At 55.5% G+C, this 15,515-nt stretch carries 9 protein-coding genes; 3 read left to right on the plus strand and 6 right to left on the minus strand.

Annotated elements, in window-relative coordinates; translation table 11 throughout:
- Positions 1–85: 85 nt before the first annotated feature.
- Both NH461_RS04035 and focA read right to left on the minus strand, forming a co-directional pair.
- Positions 86–1,840 carry a formate--tetrahydrofolate ligase gene (locus NH461_RS04035; RefSeq protein ID WP_261601986.1) on the minus strand — a complete coding sequence of 585 codons (1,755 nt, stop codon included), beginning with the start codon at positions 1,838–1,840 and terminating at the stop codon, positions 86–88.
- A gap of 211 nt (positions 1,841–2,051) precedes the next feature.
- Positions 2,052–3,527, minus strand: coding sequence for a formate transporter FocA (focA, locus tag NH461_RS04040; RefSeq protein WP_261602826.1), 1,476 nt, complete (start codon positions 3,525–3,527; stop codon positions 2,052–2,054).
- A gap of 221 nt (positions 3,528–3,748) precedes the next feature.
- Here focA and NH461_RS04045 point away from each other — a divergent pair, with 221 nt between their 5' ends.
- Positions 3,749–4,654, plus strand: a complete 906-nt coding sequence (locus NH461_RS04045; protein WP_261602827.1) for a LysR substrate-binding domain-containing protein — start codon at positions 3,749–3,751, stop codon at positions 4,652–4,654.
- Between the two features lie 522 nt (positions 4,655–5,176).
- Positions 5,177–6,175: a hypothetical protein gene (locus tag NH461_RS04050; protein WP_261601987.1), complete on the plus strand. Its 999-nt coding sequence runs from the start codon at positions 5,177–5,179 to the stop codon at positions 6,173–6,175.
- A 113-nt stretch (positions 6,176–6,288) separates the two neighbouring features.
- On the opposite strand, the gene pflA is transcribed toward NH461_RS04050, so the two are convergent.
- A complete protein-coding gene (gene pflA / locus NH461_RS04055; protein WP_261601988.1) occupies positions 6,289–7,029 on the minus strand; it encodes a pyruvate formate lyase 1-activating protein in 741 nt (246 codons plus the stop codon).
- Between the two features lie 400 nt (positions 7,030–7,429).
- Between pflA and NH461_RS04060 the strand changes: the two genes are divergently transcribed.
- Complete coding sequence (locus tag NH461_RS04060; protein WP_261601989.1) at positions 7,430–9,049, plus strand: methyl-accepting chemotaxis protein; 1,620 nt, start codon at positions 7,430–7,432, stop codon at positions 9,047–9,049.
- 131 nt (positions 9,050–9,180) lie between these two features.
- Here NH461_RS04060 and pflB read toward each other — a convergent pair whose 3' ends face one another.
- The 3 genes from pflB to ycaO form a co-directional block, all read right to left on the minus strand.
- Complete coding sequence (gene pflB / locus NH461_RS04065) at positions 9,181–11,457, minus strand: formate C-acetyltransferase (protein WP_261601990.1); 2,277 nt, start codon at positions 11,455–11,457, stop codon at positions 9,181–9,183.
- Positions 11,458–11,669: 212 nt separating this feature from the next.
- Entirely contained in the window at positions 11,670–13,184 is a 1,515-nt protein-coding gene (locus NH461_RS04070) for a DUF3360 domain-containing protein (RefSeq protein ID WP_261601991.1), read from the minus strand.
- Between the two features lie 469 nt (positions 13,185–13,653).
- Positions 13,654–15,411, minus strand: coding sequence for a 30S ribosomal protein S12 methylthiotransferase accessory factor YcaO (gene ycaO / locus NH461_RS04075; RefSeq protein ID WP_261601992.1), 1,758 nt, complete (start codon positions 15,409–15,411; stop codon positions 13,654–13,656).
- Between the last annotated feature and the right edge of the window lie 104 nt (positions 15,412–15,515).

Here is a 15,515-nt window from a genome sequence, read left to right on the forward strand (position 1 = left end):
ATGGGGCTGGGCGAAAATACTGGCGTCGAATAACAAATGCGCCCCAATGGGCGCGTTTGTTGGCGGGAAATCGTGCGTGTCCGGATTAGCTCAGGCCGGTGATATTGCCGTCCTCATCCAGATCAAGGGCCATGAAGGCGGGCTTTTCCGGCAGGCCGGGCATGGTCATGACATTGCCGCACAGCGCGGTAACAAACCCGGCGCCGGCACAGAGCCGGAGTTCGCGTACCGGCAGCACGAAATCCTGAGGTGCTCCTTTGCGGGCTGGATCATGACTGATTGAGAGCGGGGTTTTGGCGATGCAAACGGCCAACCCATCGTGACCCTGCTGCTTGAGCGCAACCAGCTGCGCTTTGGCTTGCTCAGACAATTCCACCCCCTGGCCGCCGTAGCCGACTTCGGCCAGGATCATTAGTTTTTCTTCCAGACTCTGCGCCGGATGGTACAGCGGCTTGAAATCGGTCGGCTGTCGGCAGGCCCGCACCACGGCTTCGGCCAATTCAATCGCGCCCTCTCCGCCCCGGGCAAAGGCATGGCTGAGCGCCAGTTCGACGGTGGTGGCGAAATCTTCGGCCTGGATCATTTCTGCCAGTTGGGCCAGCTCTTGGTCGCTGTCCTGCGGGAAGCAGTTGATGGCAACCACCACCGGCACCCCGTACCGGGCAGCGTTTTCGATGTGCCATTTGAGGTTGGCAAATCCGGCGTGCAGCGCATCGGCGTCCGGCTCGAACAGTGATGGCGGCAGGGACTGGCCGGGACGCAGGTCATAATGGCCGGAATTGGCTTTGAGGCCGCGCAGGGTGGCTACTACCACGGCGCAGTCCGGGCCACGGTCGGCTTGTTGAGCCTTGATATTACAGGCTTTCTCAAATCCCATATCGGAGCCGAACCCGCCTTCAGTGATCGTGTAGTCACTGAGCTTGAGCGCAATGCGATCGGCGATGATCGATGAGTTGCCGTGGGCAATATTGGCAAACGGTCCGGCATGGATCAGCGTCGGCACGCCTTCCAGCGTCTGCATCAGGGTCGGTTCGATGGCTTCGCGCAAGGTCACGGCCATCGCCCCGGCGACCTGGAGATCCTCGGCGGTGACCGGGGTACATTCCCGCGTGTAGGCCAGCACAATGCGGCCCAGGCGACGGCGCATGTCGGCCAGATCGCTCGACAGGGCAAGAATCGCCATCAGCTCGGAGGCCGCTGAGATATCAAAGCCGTCATTGCGGGCAATCCCGTTGCTGGTTTTGCCCGGTTCATTGTTGCCGATGGTGATCATCCGCAGGGCGCGATCATTCTGATCCATGACCCGCTTCCAGGTGATGCGGTTGAGGTCGATGTTCAGGGCCGCTAGGCCGGTCCGGGCTTCAAATGCTTCACTGCCGAGCCGTTGCTCATGGTAGATCCGGGCATCGAGTGCCGCCGCCGCCAGGTTATGCGCGGCGGTGACCGCGTGAATATCGCCGGTCAGGTGCAGGTTCAGCTGTTCCATCGGGGCGACCTGGCTGTAGCCGCCGCCGGCTGCGCCGCCTTTGACCCCGAAGACCGGTCCCATTGACGGCTGCCGGATACAGGCCATGACACTCTGCCCCAACTTGGCCAGACCCTGGGCCAGACCGATGGTGGTGACGGTTTTGCCTTCCCCGAGCGGGGTCGGGGTAATCGCGGTGACGGCGATCAGCTTGCCTTCGGGGCGATCGGCGAGGCGCTTGAGCACGGCGGGTTTCACCTTGGCTTTCAGGGGGCCTTGTGGGGTGAGGTCATCGGGCAGAAAGCCGGCCTGACGGGCCAGGTGTTCAATCGGGAGCAGGGCCGTGTCACGGCAGATTTGAATATCACTTTTCATGGGGCGGTCAGGACCTCGCGATGCAATGACAGCGAATATCGGGCTGTCAGTCTAAATTACAGTTATGCAAACGTTTGCTCTTGGTCGGCGCCGCAATCATATCATGTGCTGTGATAATTTCTTGGATAATCATCCTGCTCGGGGGCGGGAGTGTGAGCAGTCGTCGGATTTGGCGGGAAAATGCCTGCCAGCGAACTGGCAGGCAGGGGGATCAGGCCAGCTCGCGGCCGTCGGCAGCAGTGTCTTGCTCAATTGCGGTCACGGCCACGGTTTGACCATAGACCGGGCGCAGGGCTCGCATGACGTCCTGGCGGCTGATCATACCGACCAGTTTGTTGTCTTCTACCACCGGGAACTGGTGCGGCCGGGTGATCACCATAGTGCGGGCGCGCTCGCTCAGTGACTGGGTGGTGAGCTGGGTGGCGATACCGCCGCTGGTGACCGGGTAGAGAATATTTTTATCAATACTCATGTACTCGGCAATTTCCACAATGGCATTGTCCGGGCTGACGGTCTGGATCTCGTGTTTCATCAGATCCTGCACCTTGCGCTCCGGATCCGGCATGTAATCGTTGAGCCAGAGATCGATCAGGCTGTCATGCATCGAGAAGTAACCCACCAGACGCTGATCTTGGGTCAGCACCGGGGCACCGGTCAACTGGGCCGCGAAGAGCCGATCCAGGGCGTCGGCAACCGGCATCCCCGGGTGCAGCGTGACGTCGGCCGGGCGCATGAAGTCGTTCACAAGTAGGTTTTCCTGCAGCATAGTATTTTCCATATTCCGTGTTGAAGTCGTTGAAAAGTCAGGGTGAATCAGGGTTGCCGTCGGCAGTGCCTCGAGCGGGGCGCGGTAAATGGTCCAGTAGCCGAGGCCGACCAGGACGCCGCCGCCGACGATATTGCCCAGGGTGACCGGGATCAGGTTGGCAAAGATGAAGTTGCGGAAGGTCAGATCAGCATATTGGCTAGGGTCAACGCCCAGTTCCAGCCAGAACGTGTCCGGGGCCAGGTGCTGAATGGTGATCCCGAGCGGTACCATGAACATGTTGGCGACGCTGTGCTCAAAGCCGGTGCTGACAAACATCGCGACGGGAAGGATCACCATCGCCATCTTGGTCATCATGTTGGTCGAGCAGAAGGTCATCCAGACCGCCAGACAAACCAGCAGGTTACACAGCACCCCCAGGGCAAACGCCTGCATCGGCTGGTGGTGCAGCTTGTGCTGGGCGACATTGAGTGCATTAAGGCCCCACTGGCCACCGTCGAGCTGATACAGCCCGGCTATGGAGACCAGGACCAGCAGCAGCATGGCGCCGAGGAAGTTCCCCGCATACACCTTGCCCCAAGTGCCCAGCATCTGCCGCGGGCTGATCTGACGGTTGGCACAGGCAATGGCCGACAGCACGGTGCTGGTAAACAGCTCGCCGCCGCAAATCACCACCAGGATCAGACCCAGGCTGAATGCCACACCGCCGAGCAGGCGATTCAGCCCCCAGCTCAGATTGCTGCCGCCGGTGGTGACGGTGAGGTAGAATACGAATGCCAGGCCGATGAAGACACCGGCCGTGACGGCCAGCGCAACCGTGGTCCGGGTCGGCTTGGTGGCTTTCCCCACGGCGTAAATTTCCGCCTGCTTCATCATTTCCTTGGGATTGAATTCACCGGACGCAGAAGAAGACGTAGCCAAAGCCATAGGCCATTCCTCCTGTGTGACTGACGGACACGTCAGGGTTGAAGTGTGGATAGGGGATTGAAATTGCCACTTTTTTTCCTCCTTGTGACGAATAACTGACTGTCAGGATAAATGGGCACAAAAGGGTGAGTAAAATTGATATTTTTTTTAACCCGCATTCAAAACCTTGATACTCTTGCGGATAGGAAATGGATTGCATTGTCAGGAGTGAAATGATGCGTTATTCACTGAAACAACTCGCGGTTTTTGATGAAGTCGCCCGGACGCGCAGCGTCTCGAAAGCCGCGGAAAATCTGGCGATCACGCAGTCTGCGGCCAGTATGGCCTTGTCTCAGCTGGAACGGCTGCTGGGACGTCCGCTCTTTGAGCGCCAGGGGAAACAGATGACCATGACGTACTGGGGAGCCTGGCTCAGACCCCGTGCCAAGCAGCTGTTGTTTGATGCCCAGCAAATTGAGTTGGGGTTTTATGATCAGCACCTGGTCAGCGGGGAAATCAATGTGGCCGCCAGCCAGACGGTGGCAGAGCACCTATTGCCGGAGCTTATCAGTATTATTGATAAAGATTTTCCCGAACTGCGTATTCAACTGATGGTAAGTAATGCGCAGAAGGTGATTAACCGGGTGCGCAATTATGAGTGTGATTTAGGGATCATTGAAGGCCGCTGTGATGACAGCCGTCTGCTGCAGGAAGTCTGGTGTCATGACCATCTGGTGATCATCGCCGCCCCGCATCATCCTTACGCCAGGCTGGAAACGGTCAGTTTGGCCCAGCTGGAGCAGGCCAAGTGGGTGCTGCGGGAGCAGGGTGCCGGTACCCGCAAGAGTTTTGAGAGTGCGCTGCACGGGGTGATTGACGATCTGGATGTCTGGCGCGAGTACGAGCAAATTTCTGTGCTGCGCACGCTGGTGAGAAATGGGCCGTACCTCAGCTGTTTGCCGTTCCTGGATGTGGTCCAGCATATTGAACGCGGAGAGCTGGCGGCGTTGAAGGTGCCGGAGCTCAACATGCAGCGAACCTTGTCCTTTATCTGGCGGGCCGATTCGATTGAGAACCCGCTGCGAGATTGTATTCGCCGAGAGGCCGTCCGAATGATGAAAGACCGGAAGATGGAGATGTGAGCCTCCGGTTGGCTGCGGGCTGAATTCCTTTGTATCAGAAAAATTGATAGATGTTAGAAAAGTAGCCGATATGCAATCTTGCGAGTGGTTGGTGTCATTATCACCAATCTCACAATTTAGACTCGGTTTTTCTCCCCTGTTATCGAATCCTTATGTCAACTTTTGGCCATTCAATCTGATGTTAGGGTATTGATGCGTGAAAGTATCAATGTTGCTGGGTTGAAAAGTTGGTTTTTTGTCATCATTAACATTGATACATATCTATATAATCATTGATGCATATTGTGAGCGAGTCGCGGATTTTTGGCGACAGCGGCACTGAACGGCGGATAGCTTGAGGTTGAATTGTCATCGATTTGCCATAAAAAGATACTGCTCACAAAAAACAAAACTGTCATTAAGGCATCTGGTTGATTTTATTTAGCCGCTGAATGCTTGTATAAGTTTTGAGCGCTTTGGCTCTGGACTGGCGGGGGAGAGACGCTAGAATCCGCTCTGTTCGTCATTGCCAGGGTTGAAGTCATGATTATTAAAGGAAAGCCGATCCGGGACTTTTCGCTGAAGGTGAATACGCTCTTTCGCGGGCTGATCTGCCTGCTGTTACTGCTGTTTTTAGTGAACCTCCAAACACTGACCGACAGCCTGGCTGCATCGGCCCATGCACTGAAGAAGCTCAGTCTGGTCCCGCAGCAGGCGGTTGCCGTTGAGTCGCCCCCCAAGCCGGTGCGTGGGCCTGCTGGAGGACCGGAACCACTCGGTGAGCCAGCGCCGGAGGCCGGGGCCCTAGCACCAGAGGTCGGGAGCATGACGCCGGAGATCGCGGCCTTGCGACAGGCGGCACTGGCAAGGTTTGCCAGCAAGTTTAACTTTCCCAACTCGGTTGAGTTTTTCAGTGTTGCCAGTCAGGAAGACTGGCTCTTTAGTCCGGCGACGGTAAAGGCGCAGGATAATGTCCTGAATCTGACCACTTGTGGTTACTACACCGCGAAAAACGCCCTGGGCCTGGCCCGGGAGCGGGTACCGTTTATGGTTGAGCTGGTTTATGACTTTATGCAGAAAACCTATAGCCTCAGTGGTTATTTTAAAGATGATCGGGCGCATTACTATCAATTTGAAGGACGGAAAAAACCGCTCGAACTGAACCGGAATCGCTTTCAAAGCAAATGGAAAGTCGCCTGCGCGCCGGTGGTGATGGGGGCGTTTGATGATATTCTGACTCAGGCATCGGCGGTGCGCTACGCGCCGGATGCGACGGTCGATCGCAAACGCCAGGTCAACTATTTTGATCGCCGGGTACAGGCTGAGATTGATCAGTGCGTAGAGGATGCCACTCTGGCGGAGCAGATCCCGGCGTCGTCAGAGCGCCAATCGTTGTGTTTGCTTCGTGCCCAGTGCCATTATCTGGCGGAGATGTCCGACAGTCAGTGTGAACCAGTCAGCAAGACTTGCCGCGATCACCAGAATGCTTCGCTGTGCCAGACGGCAACAGCGTTGACCGACGAGACCCCGCATCGCTCATGAGCCGGAGCAGATCAATGGCGGGAATATTTGTCAGGGAGCAAGGAAAGCAAGGTAAACAAAAGAAGCCAGACAGCAGCGCCGAGGTCTCGTGCCTCGGCGGGATGGATCGCGGATCAGTACATGACAGGGTGACCGTATTCGGCCAGGATGGCTTTGATTTTTTCCATGGTCTCTTTGCTCGGCGGTTTGACGCCGGCCAGCGGGTACTCAAAGCCCATCGCTTCCCACTTATGCTCGCCCAGTTGATGATACGGAAGTAACTCGACTTTCTCGATATTGTCCATATCTTTGATAAATTCACCCAGCAGGTGGGCAGAGCGTTCATCATCGGTAAAGCCGGGTACCACCACATAGCGGATCCAGGTTTTTTGGCCGCGCTGGTGCAGGTAGCGGGCAAAATCCAGCACCCGTTTATTCGGCACCCCAACCAGCTCCTGGTGAATGGTGTCATCGAGCTGCTTGAGATCCAGCATCACCAGATCCGTGTTGTCCAGCACTTCGTCGATCACTTCGGTGTGCTTGCGTACATAGCCGTTGGTATCGAGACAGGTATGGAGCCCTTCCGCCTTGGCTGCACGGAAAAAGTCACGCACAAACTCCGGTTGCAACATGGCCTCGCCGCCGGATGCGGTGACGCCGCCGCCCGAGGCATTCATAAAGTGGCGGTAGGTGACCGCTTCTTTGATGATCTCTTCAACCGTCACTTCACGTCCGCCATGCAGATCCCAGGTATCGCGGTTGTGGCAATACTGGCAACGCATCAGGCAACCTTGTAAGAAAACGATGAAACGGATGCCGGGGCCATCCACGGTACCGCAGGATTCAAAAGAGTGAATACGGCCTTTGACTGACATGGTGACGTTTCTCCACAGGGGATGGTTTTGCCTGTTATTTTATTACAAATCAGCGGACTAAAATAGCGAAAAGTACGTTAAAAATGTAAGGTTAATACACTTTATGATGCTTTAAGTATGGGCGATTTCGATCAGCCCTGACCGAAAGTTCATCAATGTTTCCGTTTGTTATTGAGCTTTTTCACACCTGTAACCAAATGCATCGAAAATAATGCATCCCTACCACGAAATCATTACATTTGATCGGGAAATTGCGGCCTGAATCTCATCAAAATATGCGCAAAGCGCTTATGATTCCGAGTGAATTCAGTTGGTTTTATATGTATAGCCAAACAGGATTGGCTGTACCTGTCTAGCCGTTTCTGGACAGACAATAAAAGCGATAACAATAAGGAGATGTATGTTCAGTCTTAGTAATTTGACCGTCAAGAATAAACTGATCGCGCTGGTGCTCAGTGCCATTGTCTTGCTCGTCAGTGTCAGCATTTATGATGTGCTGGAGCAGAAGAAGGTGGCTTATCTTGAACGAAAGGCGTCCCTAAAAAGCCAGGTTGAGTTGGCTGTCGATATTCTGGATTACTACGCGTCGCAGCAGGGCACACTCGGTCGGGAGCGGGCGCAGCAACTGGCCATCGAGATGATCGATGCCGTGCGTTATGACAGCACCAACTATTTTTGGATCATGACGCCGGAGATGGCGATCGTGAACCATCCCCTGAAGCCTGAGATGAACGGCACTTCGGCACGCGGGATCACCGATGCCGGCGGTAAACGGCACTGGCAGGAAATGGTGACGGTCTCTGCCCAGAGCGGATCCGGCTATCTGGACTATAGCTGGCGCTCACCCAAAGGGGAGATTGAGCCGAAGATCTCCTATGTGCAGCGGTTTCAGAACTGGAACTGGATTGTCGGGACCGGGGTGCATGTCAAGGATATTGAGGATGACTTCAAGGCAACGGCCCTGAAATCCGGCATGATTGCCCTGACCGCGATGGCGATTTTGTTGGCCGTCGGTTATGTGATTAGCAAGAATATTTCCGATCCGCTCGAAGAGCTGGTGACGAAATTTGATGCCATTGCCGGAGGGGACTTGCGTATTTGTTGTGATGAAGTACGTAAGGATGAAATCGGTAAATTGGCGCGGCGGATGGATACCGCCATCGGCAGTATTCGCCAGGCCCTGAAAGCTGCCCATGAATCGGCGATGCATTCGTCGCAAATGGCCAGTACTATTGCTTCTGCCAGCGAAGAAAGTGCGCACAGCATTCAGTCGCAGCATGTGCAGTTGGAGCAGTTGGCGACGGCGATGAATGAGATGACGGCCACGGTGGCGGATGTGGCGGATAATGCCGACAAGACCGCCCTGATGACCAACGGGATTTCGGATAAAGCTACGGTCAGCAATGATAAGCTGGAAGAGACGGCTCGCCACATCCGTCAGGTTGCCGAACAGATTGCCGAAGCGGATCATCGTGTGGAAGCGCTGAAGCAAGGGGTCACCCAGATCAGCGAGATGGCGGATGTGATCCGGGGTATTTCCGAGCAGACCAACCTGCTGGCACTGAACGCGGCGATTGAAGCGGCCCGTGCCGGCGAGCAGGGACGTGGGTTTGCCGTGGTCGCTGATGAGGTCCGCAGTCTGGCGCAGCGCACTCAGGCATCGACGGAAGAGATCCAAACCACAGTGGATGCACTGACCCGCGGCGCGTTCGAGACGGCGACGGCGATGAAAGCCAGCCATGAAAGCAGCCGTAACAGTGTGGAGAATGCCCAGGATACCCAGTTGCAGTTGCAGAACATGGTGGAAGAGTTGTACCAGTCCAATGATCGGGTGGCGCAGATTGCGGCCGCGGCCGATCAGCAGGGCACGGTCTCGGAAGATATCAACCGCAACGTCAGCAGTATCCACCTTTCGGCAAATGAAGTGAATGCCGCCGCACAGCATCTGGCCGATCAGAGCCAAAGTCTGGCAGAAGCCTCGGAAGAGCTGGCGCACCAGTTGCAGCACTTTAAGGTGTAGAGAAGCCTATGTGCGGGTGCAACCCCCATCAAAGAAAAGCCGGTCGTCAGACCGGCTTTTTGTTGCTTTCATGTTGTTGCTTTCAGTGTCGCGGTTCTGGCCGCGGGTATGCGGCCAGGTTTGCCTGAGGCTTACAGCGACTCAGTAAACGTCCGGGCAATGACATCTTTCTGCTGTTCGGCAGTCAGAGAGTTAAAGCGCACGGCGTAACCGGAAACACGGATGGTCAGCTGTGGGTATTTCTCTGGGTGCTTCACGGCATCTTCCAGCGTTTCACGGTTCAGAACGTTGACGTTCAGGTGCTGACCGCCTTCAATACCGGACTCGTGGTGGAAGTAACCGTCCATCAGGCCCGCCAGGTTCGCTTTCTGAGTCTCGACATCTTTACCCAGTGCGTTCGGTACGATAGAGAAGGTGTAAGAGATCCCGTCTTTCGCATCGGCAAACGGCAGTTTACCCACTGAAGTCAGAGAAGCAACCGCCCCTTTCTCGTCACGGCCGTGCATTGGGTTTGCGCCCGGTGCAAACGGCGCGCCTGCTTTACGACCGTCTGGTGTAGTCCCGGTTTTCTTTCCGTAAACCACGTTGGACGTGATGGTCAGGATAGACTGCGTAGGGACTGCATCACGGTATGTTTTCAGCTTACGGATCTTGTTCATGAAGGTGGTGACAAGTTCACAGGCGATGTCATCTACGCGTGGGTCGTTGTTACCGAACTTCGGATAGTCGCCTTCGATCTCGAAGTCGATCGCGATACCGTCTTCGTCACGAACTGGTTTCACCGTCGCGTATTTGATTGCAGACAGGGAGTCAGCTGCGACAGACAGACCCGCGATACCACACGCCATGGTGCGCATGACGTCACGGTCGTGCAGGGCCATCAGCGAGGCTTCGTAGCTGTACTTGTCGTGCATGAAGTGGATGCTGTTCAGGGCAGTCACGTACTGCTTCGCCAGCCAGTCCATGAAGTGATCCATACGCGCCATCAGGTCGTCATAGTTCAGCACTTCATCCGTCATTTTGTCCATGACCGGACCGACTTGGATCTTCAGCTTCTCATCCACACCACCGTTGATGGTGTACAGCATGGTTTTCGCCAGGTTCGCACGGGCGCCGAAGAACTGCATTTGTTTGCCGACTACCATTGGCGAGACACAACATGCGATGGCGTAGTCATCAGAGTTCATGTCCGGACGCATCAGATCGTCGTTTTCGTACTGGATTGAAGACGTATCAATCGAGACTTTGGCACAGAACTTCTTGAAGCCTTCAGGCAGTTGCTCAGACCACAGCACAGTGATGTTCGGCTCTGGCGATGGGCCCATGGTGTACAGGCTGTTCAGGAAGCGGAAGTTGGTGCGGGTCACCAGTGTACGGCCGTCCAGGCTCATACCACCCATAGATTCTGTGGCCCAGATTGGGTCACCAGAGAACAGCTCATCGTACTCAGGGGTACGCAGGAAGCGAACCATACGCAGCTTCATCACGAAGTGGTCGATCATTTCCTGAGCTTGATCTTCGGTCAGCTTGCCGGCTTCGATATCACGCTGGATGTACACATCCAGGAACGTTGACGTACGGCCCAGAGACATGGCAGCACCGTTCTGAGATTTCACGGCAGCCAGGTAGCCGAAGTACGTCCACTGAATCGCTTCTTGGGCCGTTTCCGCAGGGCGAGAGATATCGAACCCGTATTTCGCAGCCATCTCTTTGATCTGGCCCAGCGCACGGTGTTGCTCTGCGATTTCTTCGCGCAGCTGCATGGTAGCTTGCAGATCTTCACCGTTCTCGAATTTCTCTTGCAGAGAAGAGAATTGCGCGAACTTGTCTTTCATCAGGAAGTCGATGCCGTACAGGGCTACGCGACGGTAGTCACCGATGATACGGCCACGGCCGTAGGCATCCGGCAGACCGGTCAGCACGCCGGATTTACGGCACTTCATGATGTCCGGGGTATAGATATCGAACACGCCCTGGTTGTGGGTCTTACGGTATTCGGTGTAGATTTTCTTCACGGCTGGATCCAGTTCGCGGCCGTAAACCTGGCACGAACCCTCAACCATGCGGATACCACCGTTCGGGATGATCGCACGCTTCAGTGGCGCTTCGGTCTGCAGACCCACAATGGTCTCCAGATCTTTGTTGATGTAACCCGCATCATGCGCAGTGATGGTAGAGATAACAGAAGTATCGAAATCAACAGGAGCGTGTGTCGCATTTTCCTGCTTGATCCCTTCCATTACTTGTGCCCAAAGCGCTTTGGTCGCCTCAGTACCTTCAGAAACCAGGAAAGACTCGTCGCCTTCATAAGGGGTGTAGTTTTTCTGAATGAAGTCACGTACGTTGACTTCGTTCTGCCAATCACCAGCTGTGAAACCTTCCCAAGCTTTAGCAAATTGCTCTGCCATGACATACCTACCTTATTAGTAGAAAAAACACGTACTGCGTGAGCGCTGTTGAGCGAACGCCGAGTGGCGAACAGTACACTTTATTAACAATAATACGGATAATCGGGCCCGTTGATGCGGCAATTTCGTGACACGATTATTCGTATTCGTACTAATACCCAGTTTTTTATAGCGGGCAGTGCCAGGCACTGCCCATCTCGTTTCTGTTGCTGTTACAGGAGTGCCGGGATGCCGTATTGGCTTTCCAGCATGCCGACTGCCAGCATGGCAATCAGGCAGATGATCAGCACCCCGCCCGGAATCACGACTTTATCCGTGAAGGACAGTTTCGCCGCCCGTGCTTTGTCACCAATCAGACCGTTGTTATCCAGCAGCATGGTCAGGGCCCAAGCCAGAACCGGGTTGACGACGGCTGAAGCAAAGATACAAATCCCGGCAGACTGAGAGTCTTTGGTTTCTTTCACCATTTGTACACCGGCTTCCAGCAGCGGCAGGAAAACCCCGACCAAGAGTGCGATGCGCATCACAGGTGGCCACACCGCGACATCCATCGGGAAGCCCAGGATGGCAATGAACATCACCAGACAGCCCAGAAGAATCGCACCCGCCGGAATCGGACGCTTGGCAATCGCAGCCGGGATCATGTAGGTCCCCCAGGAAGACGTGATGTTGCCGCCGCCCAGGCCCGTCCCGACCATCTGGCGAATCGAACACATGGTCATGGTGTCATCGACGTCCATCAGCACTTTGTCGGTGCCCTTCGGATAGTTCAGTTCCTGGAAAATTCGGTGACCCAGGAAGTCCGGTGACCACATGGCAACCGCTAGAATAGCAAACGGTAGAGAGGCTATAAAATGCTCAATAGTCGGCAGACCCAGCATCCAGCCTTCTTCGGTGCTGCCCCACCAGTACACAGGGTTCAGATTCGGCAGGCCGATCTCGGTTTCAAATTTCAGGTCGAATCCGGCACCCAGGAGCAGGGCGACCAGCAGACCGGTGACGGCACAAGCCGGGATTGCCAGCCAGCGTTTGTTAATCCGTGCCAGGTAGGCATACAGTACAATGTTCACGGCCAGCACAATCAGGCCGACATAACCCATGCTGCCCGCGGCCACATCTGCAGACTGCAGGCCGGTGGCCCAGGTCTGGATGGAGCCGATCTGGCTCATGGTGCCGGTGAAGCCCAGGAAAATCAGCAGACCGCCGGCGGTGCCCTCCGAAGTCAGGTTGACCAGTTTTGAGCCGCCCTTGAAGTAGCTGAGCAGCAGGCCGAAGACCCCCAGAAGAATCGCCAGCGCCAGTGGGTGAGCTCCGGCCAGGGCAATGGAACCAATCAGCGGGATCATCGGGCCGTGGTTCCCGGCCAGGTTGGCGCGCGGGTTAATAAACCCGGAGGCCAGTACACAGAACAGCAATGCCGGCAGCAGCATTTCCACCCGAGCCACTTCAATGGCAAATTCTTTGCCCAGGTTGATGTGGTCCCACGCCTGCGTCAAACCATCCGCCCATGACATCATGACCGCAGAGTACATTGCGATGATGCCGATGGTACCGGCCAGGGCCGGTACCAGATCTTCCAGTTCAAAGCGGAAATCACGGCCGGGTAGGTTCAGTGCAAACCGGCGCGGTTTCATGATTTTCAGCTCATGATCCAGATAGTCTGAGCGACTAGAGAAGTCAGAGGCAGGGCGATGGAGCTCCTGGTAACTTCTTTCTTCAGATGACATATGTGCCTCGTCTACAAGTAAAATAATTCTTATCTTCAGTGATCGCCGTCGCCGGTTGCGACAGTCCCCTCGTAAAGGGGAGTGGCTGTTCGGCGTTTGTAATTATTTTTCACCAAATCTTTATCCGGAGTGTACCGCCCGGGTTCATGACGGAAATTGATCTCGATCAGTCGCTTTCAAAAAAACGAGGAGGGTATTCAAAAAAAATTGAGGAATATGACGAAATGCTGCGAGATATGAACAATTGTCGATAAGAAATGCTGCAATGTGAGTCAGGATTCAGGGTGAGGAATTGTATTATTTATTTGTTTTTTAAGGTTTTTATTTTGTGGCTCATTTTTTACGTGTAAAGCTTTGATAGTTAAGCTTTTATTCATAATACAGCGTGGCGGTACAAGAGCAGGCATACAAAAATGCCAACCCGCAGGGGTTGGCATCAAGATGGCCGATTGACCAGTTTGTAATAAAATTACTTCGCTGCAGCCTGTTTTGCCGCCTGGAGTTTCTGGTAAGAGGCCAGGAGTTTCTGGTGGGCCGGGAACTGACGCAGGGTCAGATCGCCGGCGGTCAGGCCGTGGAAACGGACGGTGCCTTCAATGGAGCCCCAGGCTGCCGCGACGGTGTCGGCCCCAAACATCCGCTCGAAGGCTGCTTTGTACTGGGCTGGGTCACGGTCATCGTCCAGGGCCAGCTTGAGGCTGGCAACCAGGCAGCGGAAGAAGCGGGCGCGCTCAGCGCTGTAGGTCGACACGTTGTAATCAACACACCAGCTCGCGTGCTCCAGGGCCAGCTCCAGATCGCCGCCGGCCAGTGCCAGCAGACATTTCAGCTCGCCAATCCGCAGCGTTTGCCAGGCATCCCCGGCTTGCGGCACCAGGCCGACGATCTCGTACAGACGGTTGAAATCATCGAAGCCTTCTTCTTCCAGAATATGGAACATCTCGGCATACTGCTCGGCTTCCCACTCAACCTGCGGCAGGGCCAGCAGGGTTTCGCGCAGCTCCAGCGCGACATTGTTGTTGGCTTCAATCAGCTCTTCAACCGGGTAGATTTCAGACCAGCCCGGGACGATGATCCGGCAGCAATCCACCCCCAGGTGATCGTAGTCGGCGATGTAGGCATCGGTCCCTTCGGCATGCAAAATGGCCAGCAGGTGGTTGAACTCTTCTTCTGAGGTGCCGCTGAAATTCCAGTCGACAAAGTCAAAGTCGGCCTCGCTCTGGAACAGATCCCAGGCGATCAGGCCTGAAGAGTCAATGAAGTGGGTTTCCAGGTTGTGGTGATCGCTCACTTCATCGCGGTCGAAAGACGGCTCCGGGAACACATCGAGATCTTTCAGGCCACGGCCTTGCAGCAGCTCGGTTACCGTCCGCTCGAAGGCGACTTCAAAGCGTGGGTGGGCGCCGAATGAAGCGAAGCAGGTGCTGTTACTTGGGTTGAACAGTACTACGCAAATCACCGGGTACTTGCCGCCCAGCGAGGCATCGTAGCAGTAGATCGGGAACCCTTCGGCTTCCAGCGCATCAATGGAGGCTTTGATCCCCGGGAAACGCTCAATCACGCTGGCCGGGATTTCCGGCAGGCTGATGTGCTCGGCGATGATGCGGTTTTTGATCTTGCGCTCGAACACTTCAGACAGCCCCTGGGTGCGGGCTTCGGTCTTGGTGTTGCCCGCAGACATGCCGTTGGAAACGTACAGGTTGCCGATGATGTTCATCGGGATATAGACGGTTTCCTGATCGCTCTGGCGTTCGAACGGCAGTGCACAGATCCCGCGCGCCAGGTTGCTCGATTGCAGATCGATCAGATCGGTACCCAGCAGCTCCAGCGTCGGATCGTAGAACTGGGTCAGACGCTCATCCAGGATGGCTTCCGGCGGCAGGTTTTCTTCAAGATCGATCGGGAACCACTTTTCGTTCGGGTAGTGGACGAACGCGCTGTCGGCGACTTCCTGACCCAGATAGTAATCGGCGTAGAAGTAGTTGGTCGCCAGGCGCTCGAAGTACTCCCCCAGTGCAGATGCCAGGGCCGCTTTCTTGGTGGCACCCTTGCCGTTAGTGAAGTTCATCGGGGCATCGACATCCCGGATATGCACCGACCAGACATTCGGCACCGGGTTCAGCCAGGAGGCTTCTTCAATATTGAATCCCAGTGCTTGGAGCTTGGACTGGAAGCGCTCAATGGATTCTTCCAGCGCGGCGTCTTTTCCAGGAATAAATGTTTGCATGTTCGATCTCGTCAGCTGTGTTGAGTGGCGCGCAGTATACCGAATTCTGCCCGCTGAACCCAAGCGAAGGATAGCGCGGTGGCTGGCTGACCACCGCGCCGGGT

It is taken from the genome of Photobacterium sp. TY1-4 (assembly GCF_025398175.1).
Taxonomy (GTDB): domain Bacteria; phylum Pseudomonadota; class Gammaproteobacteria; order Enterobacterales; family Vibrionaceae; genus Photobacterium.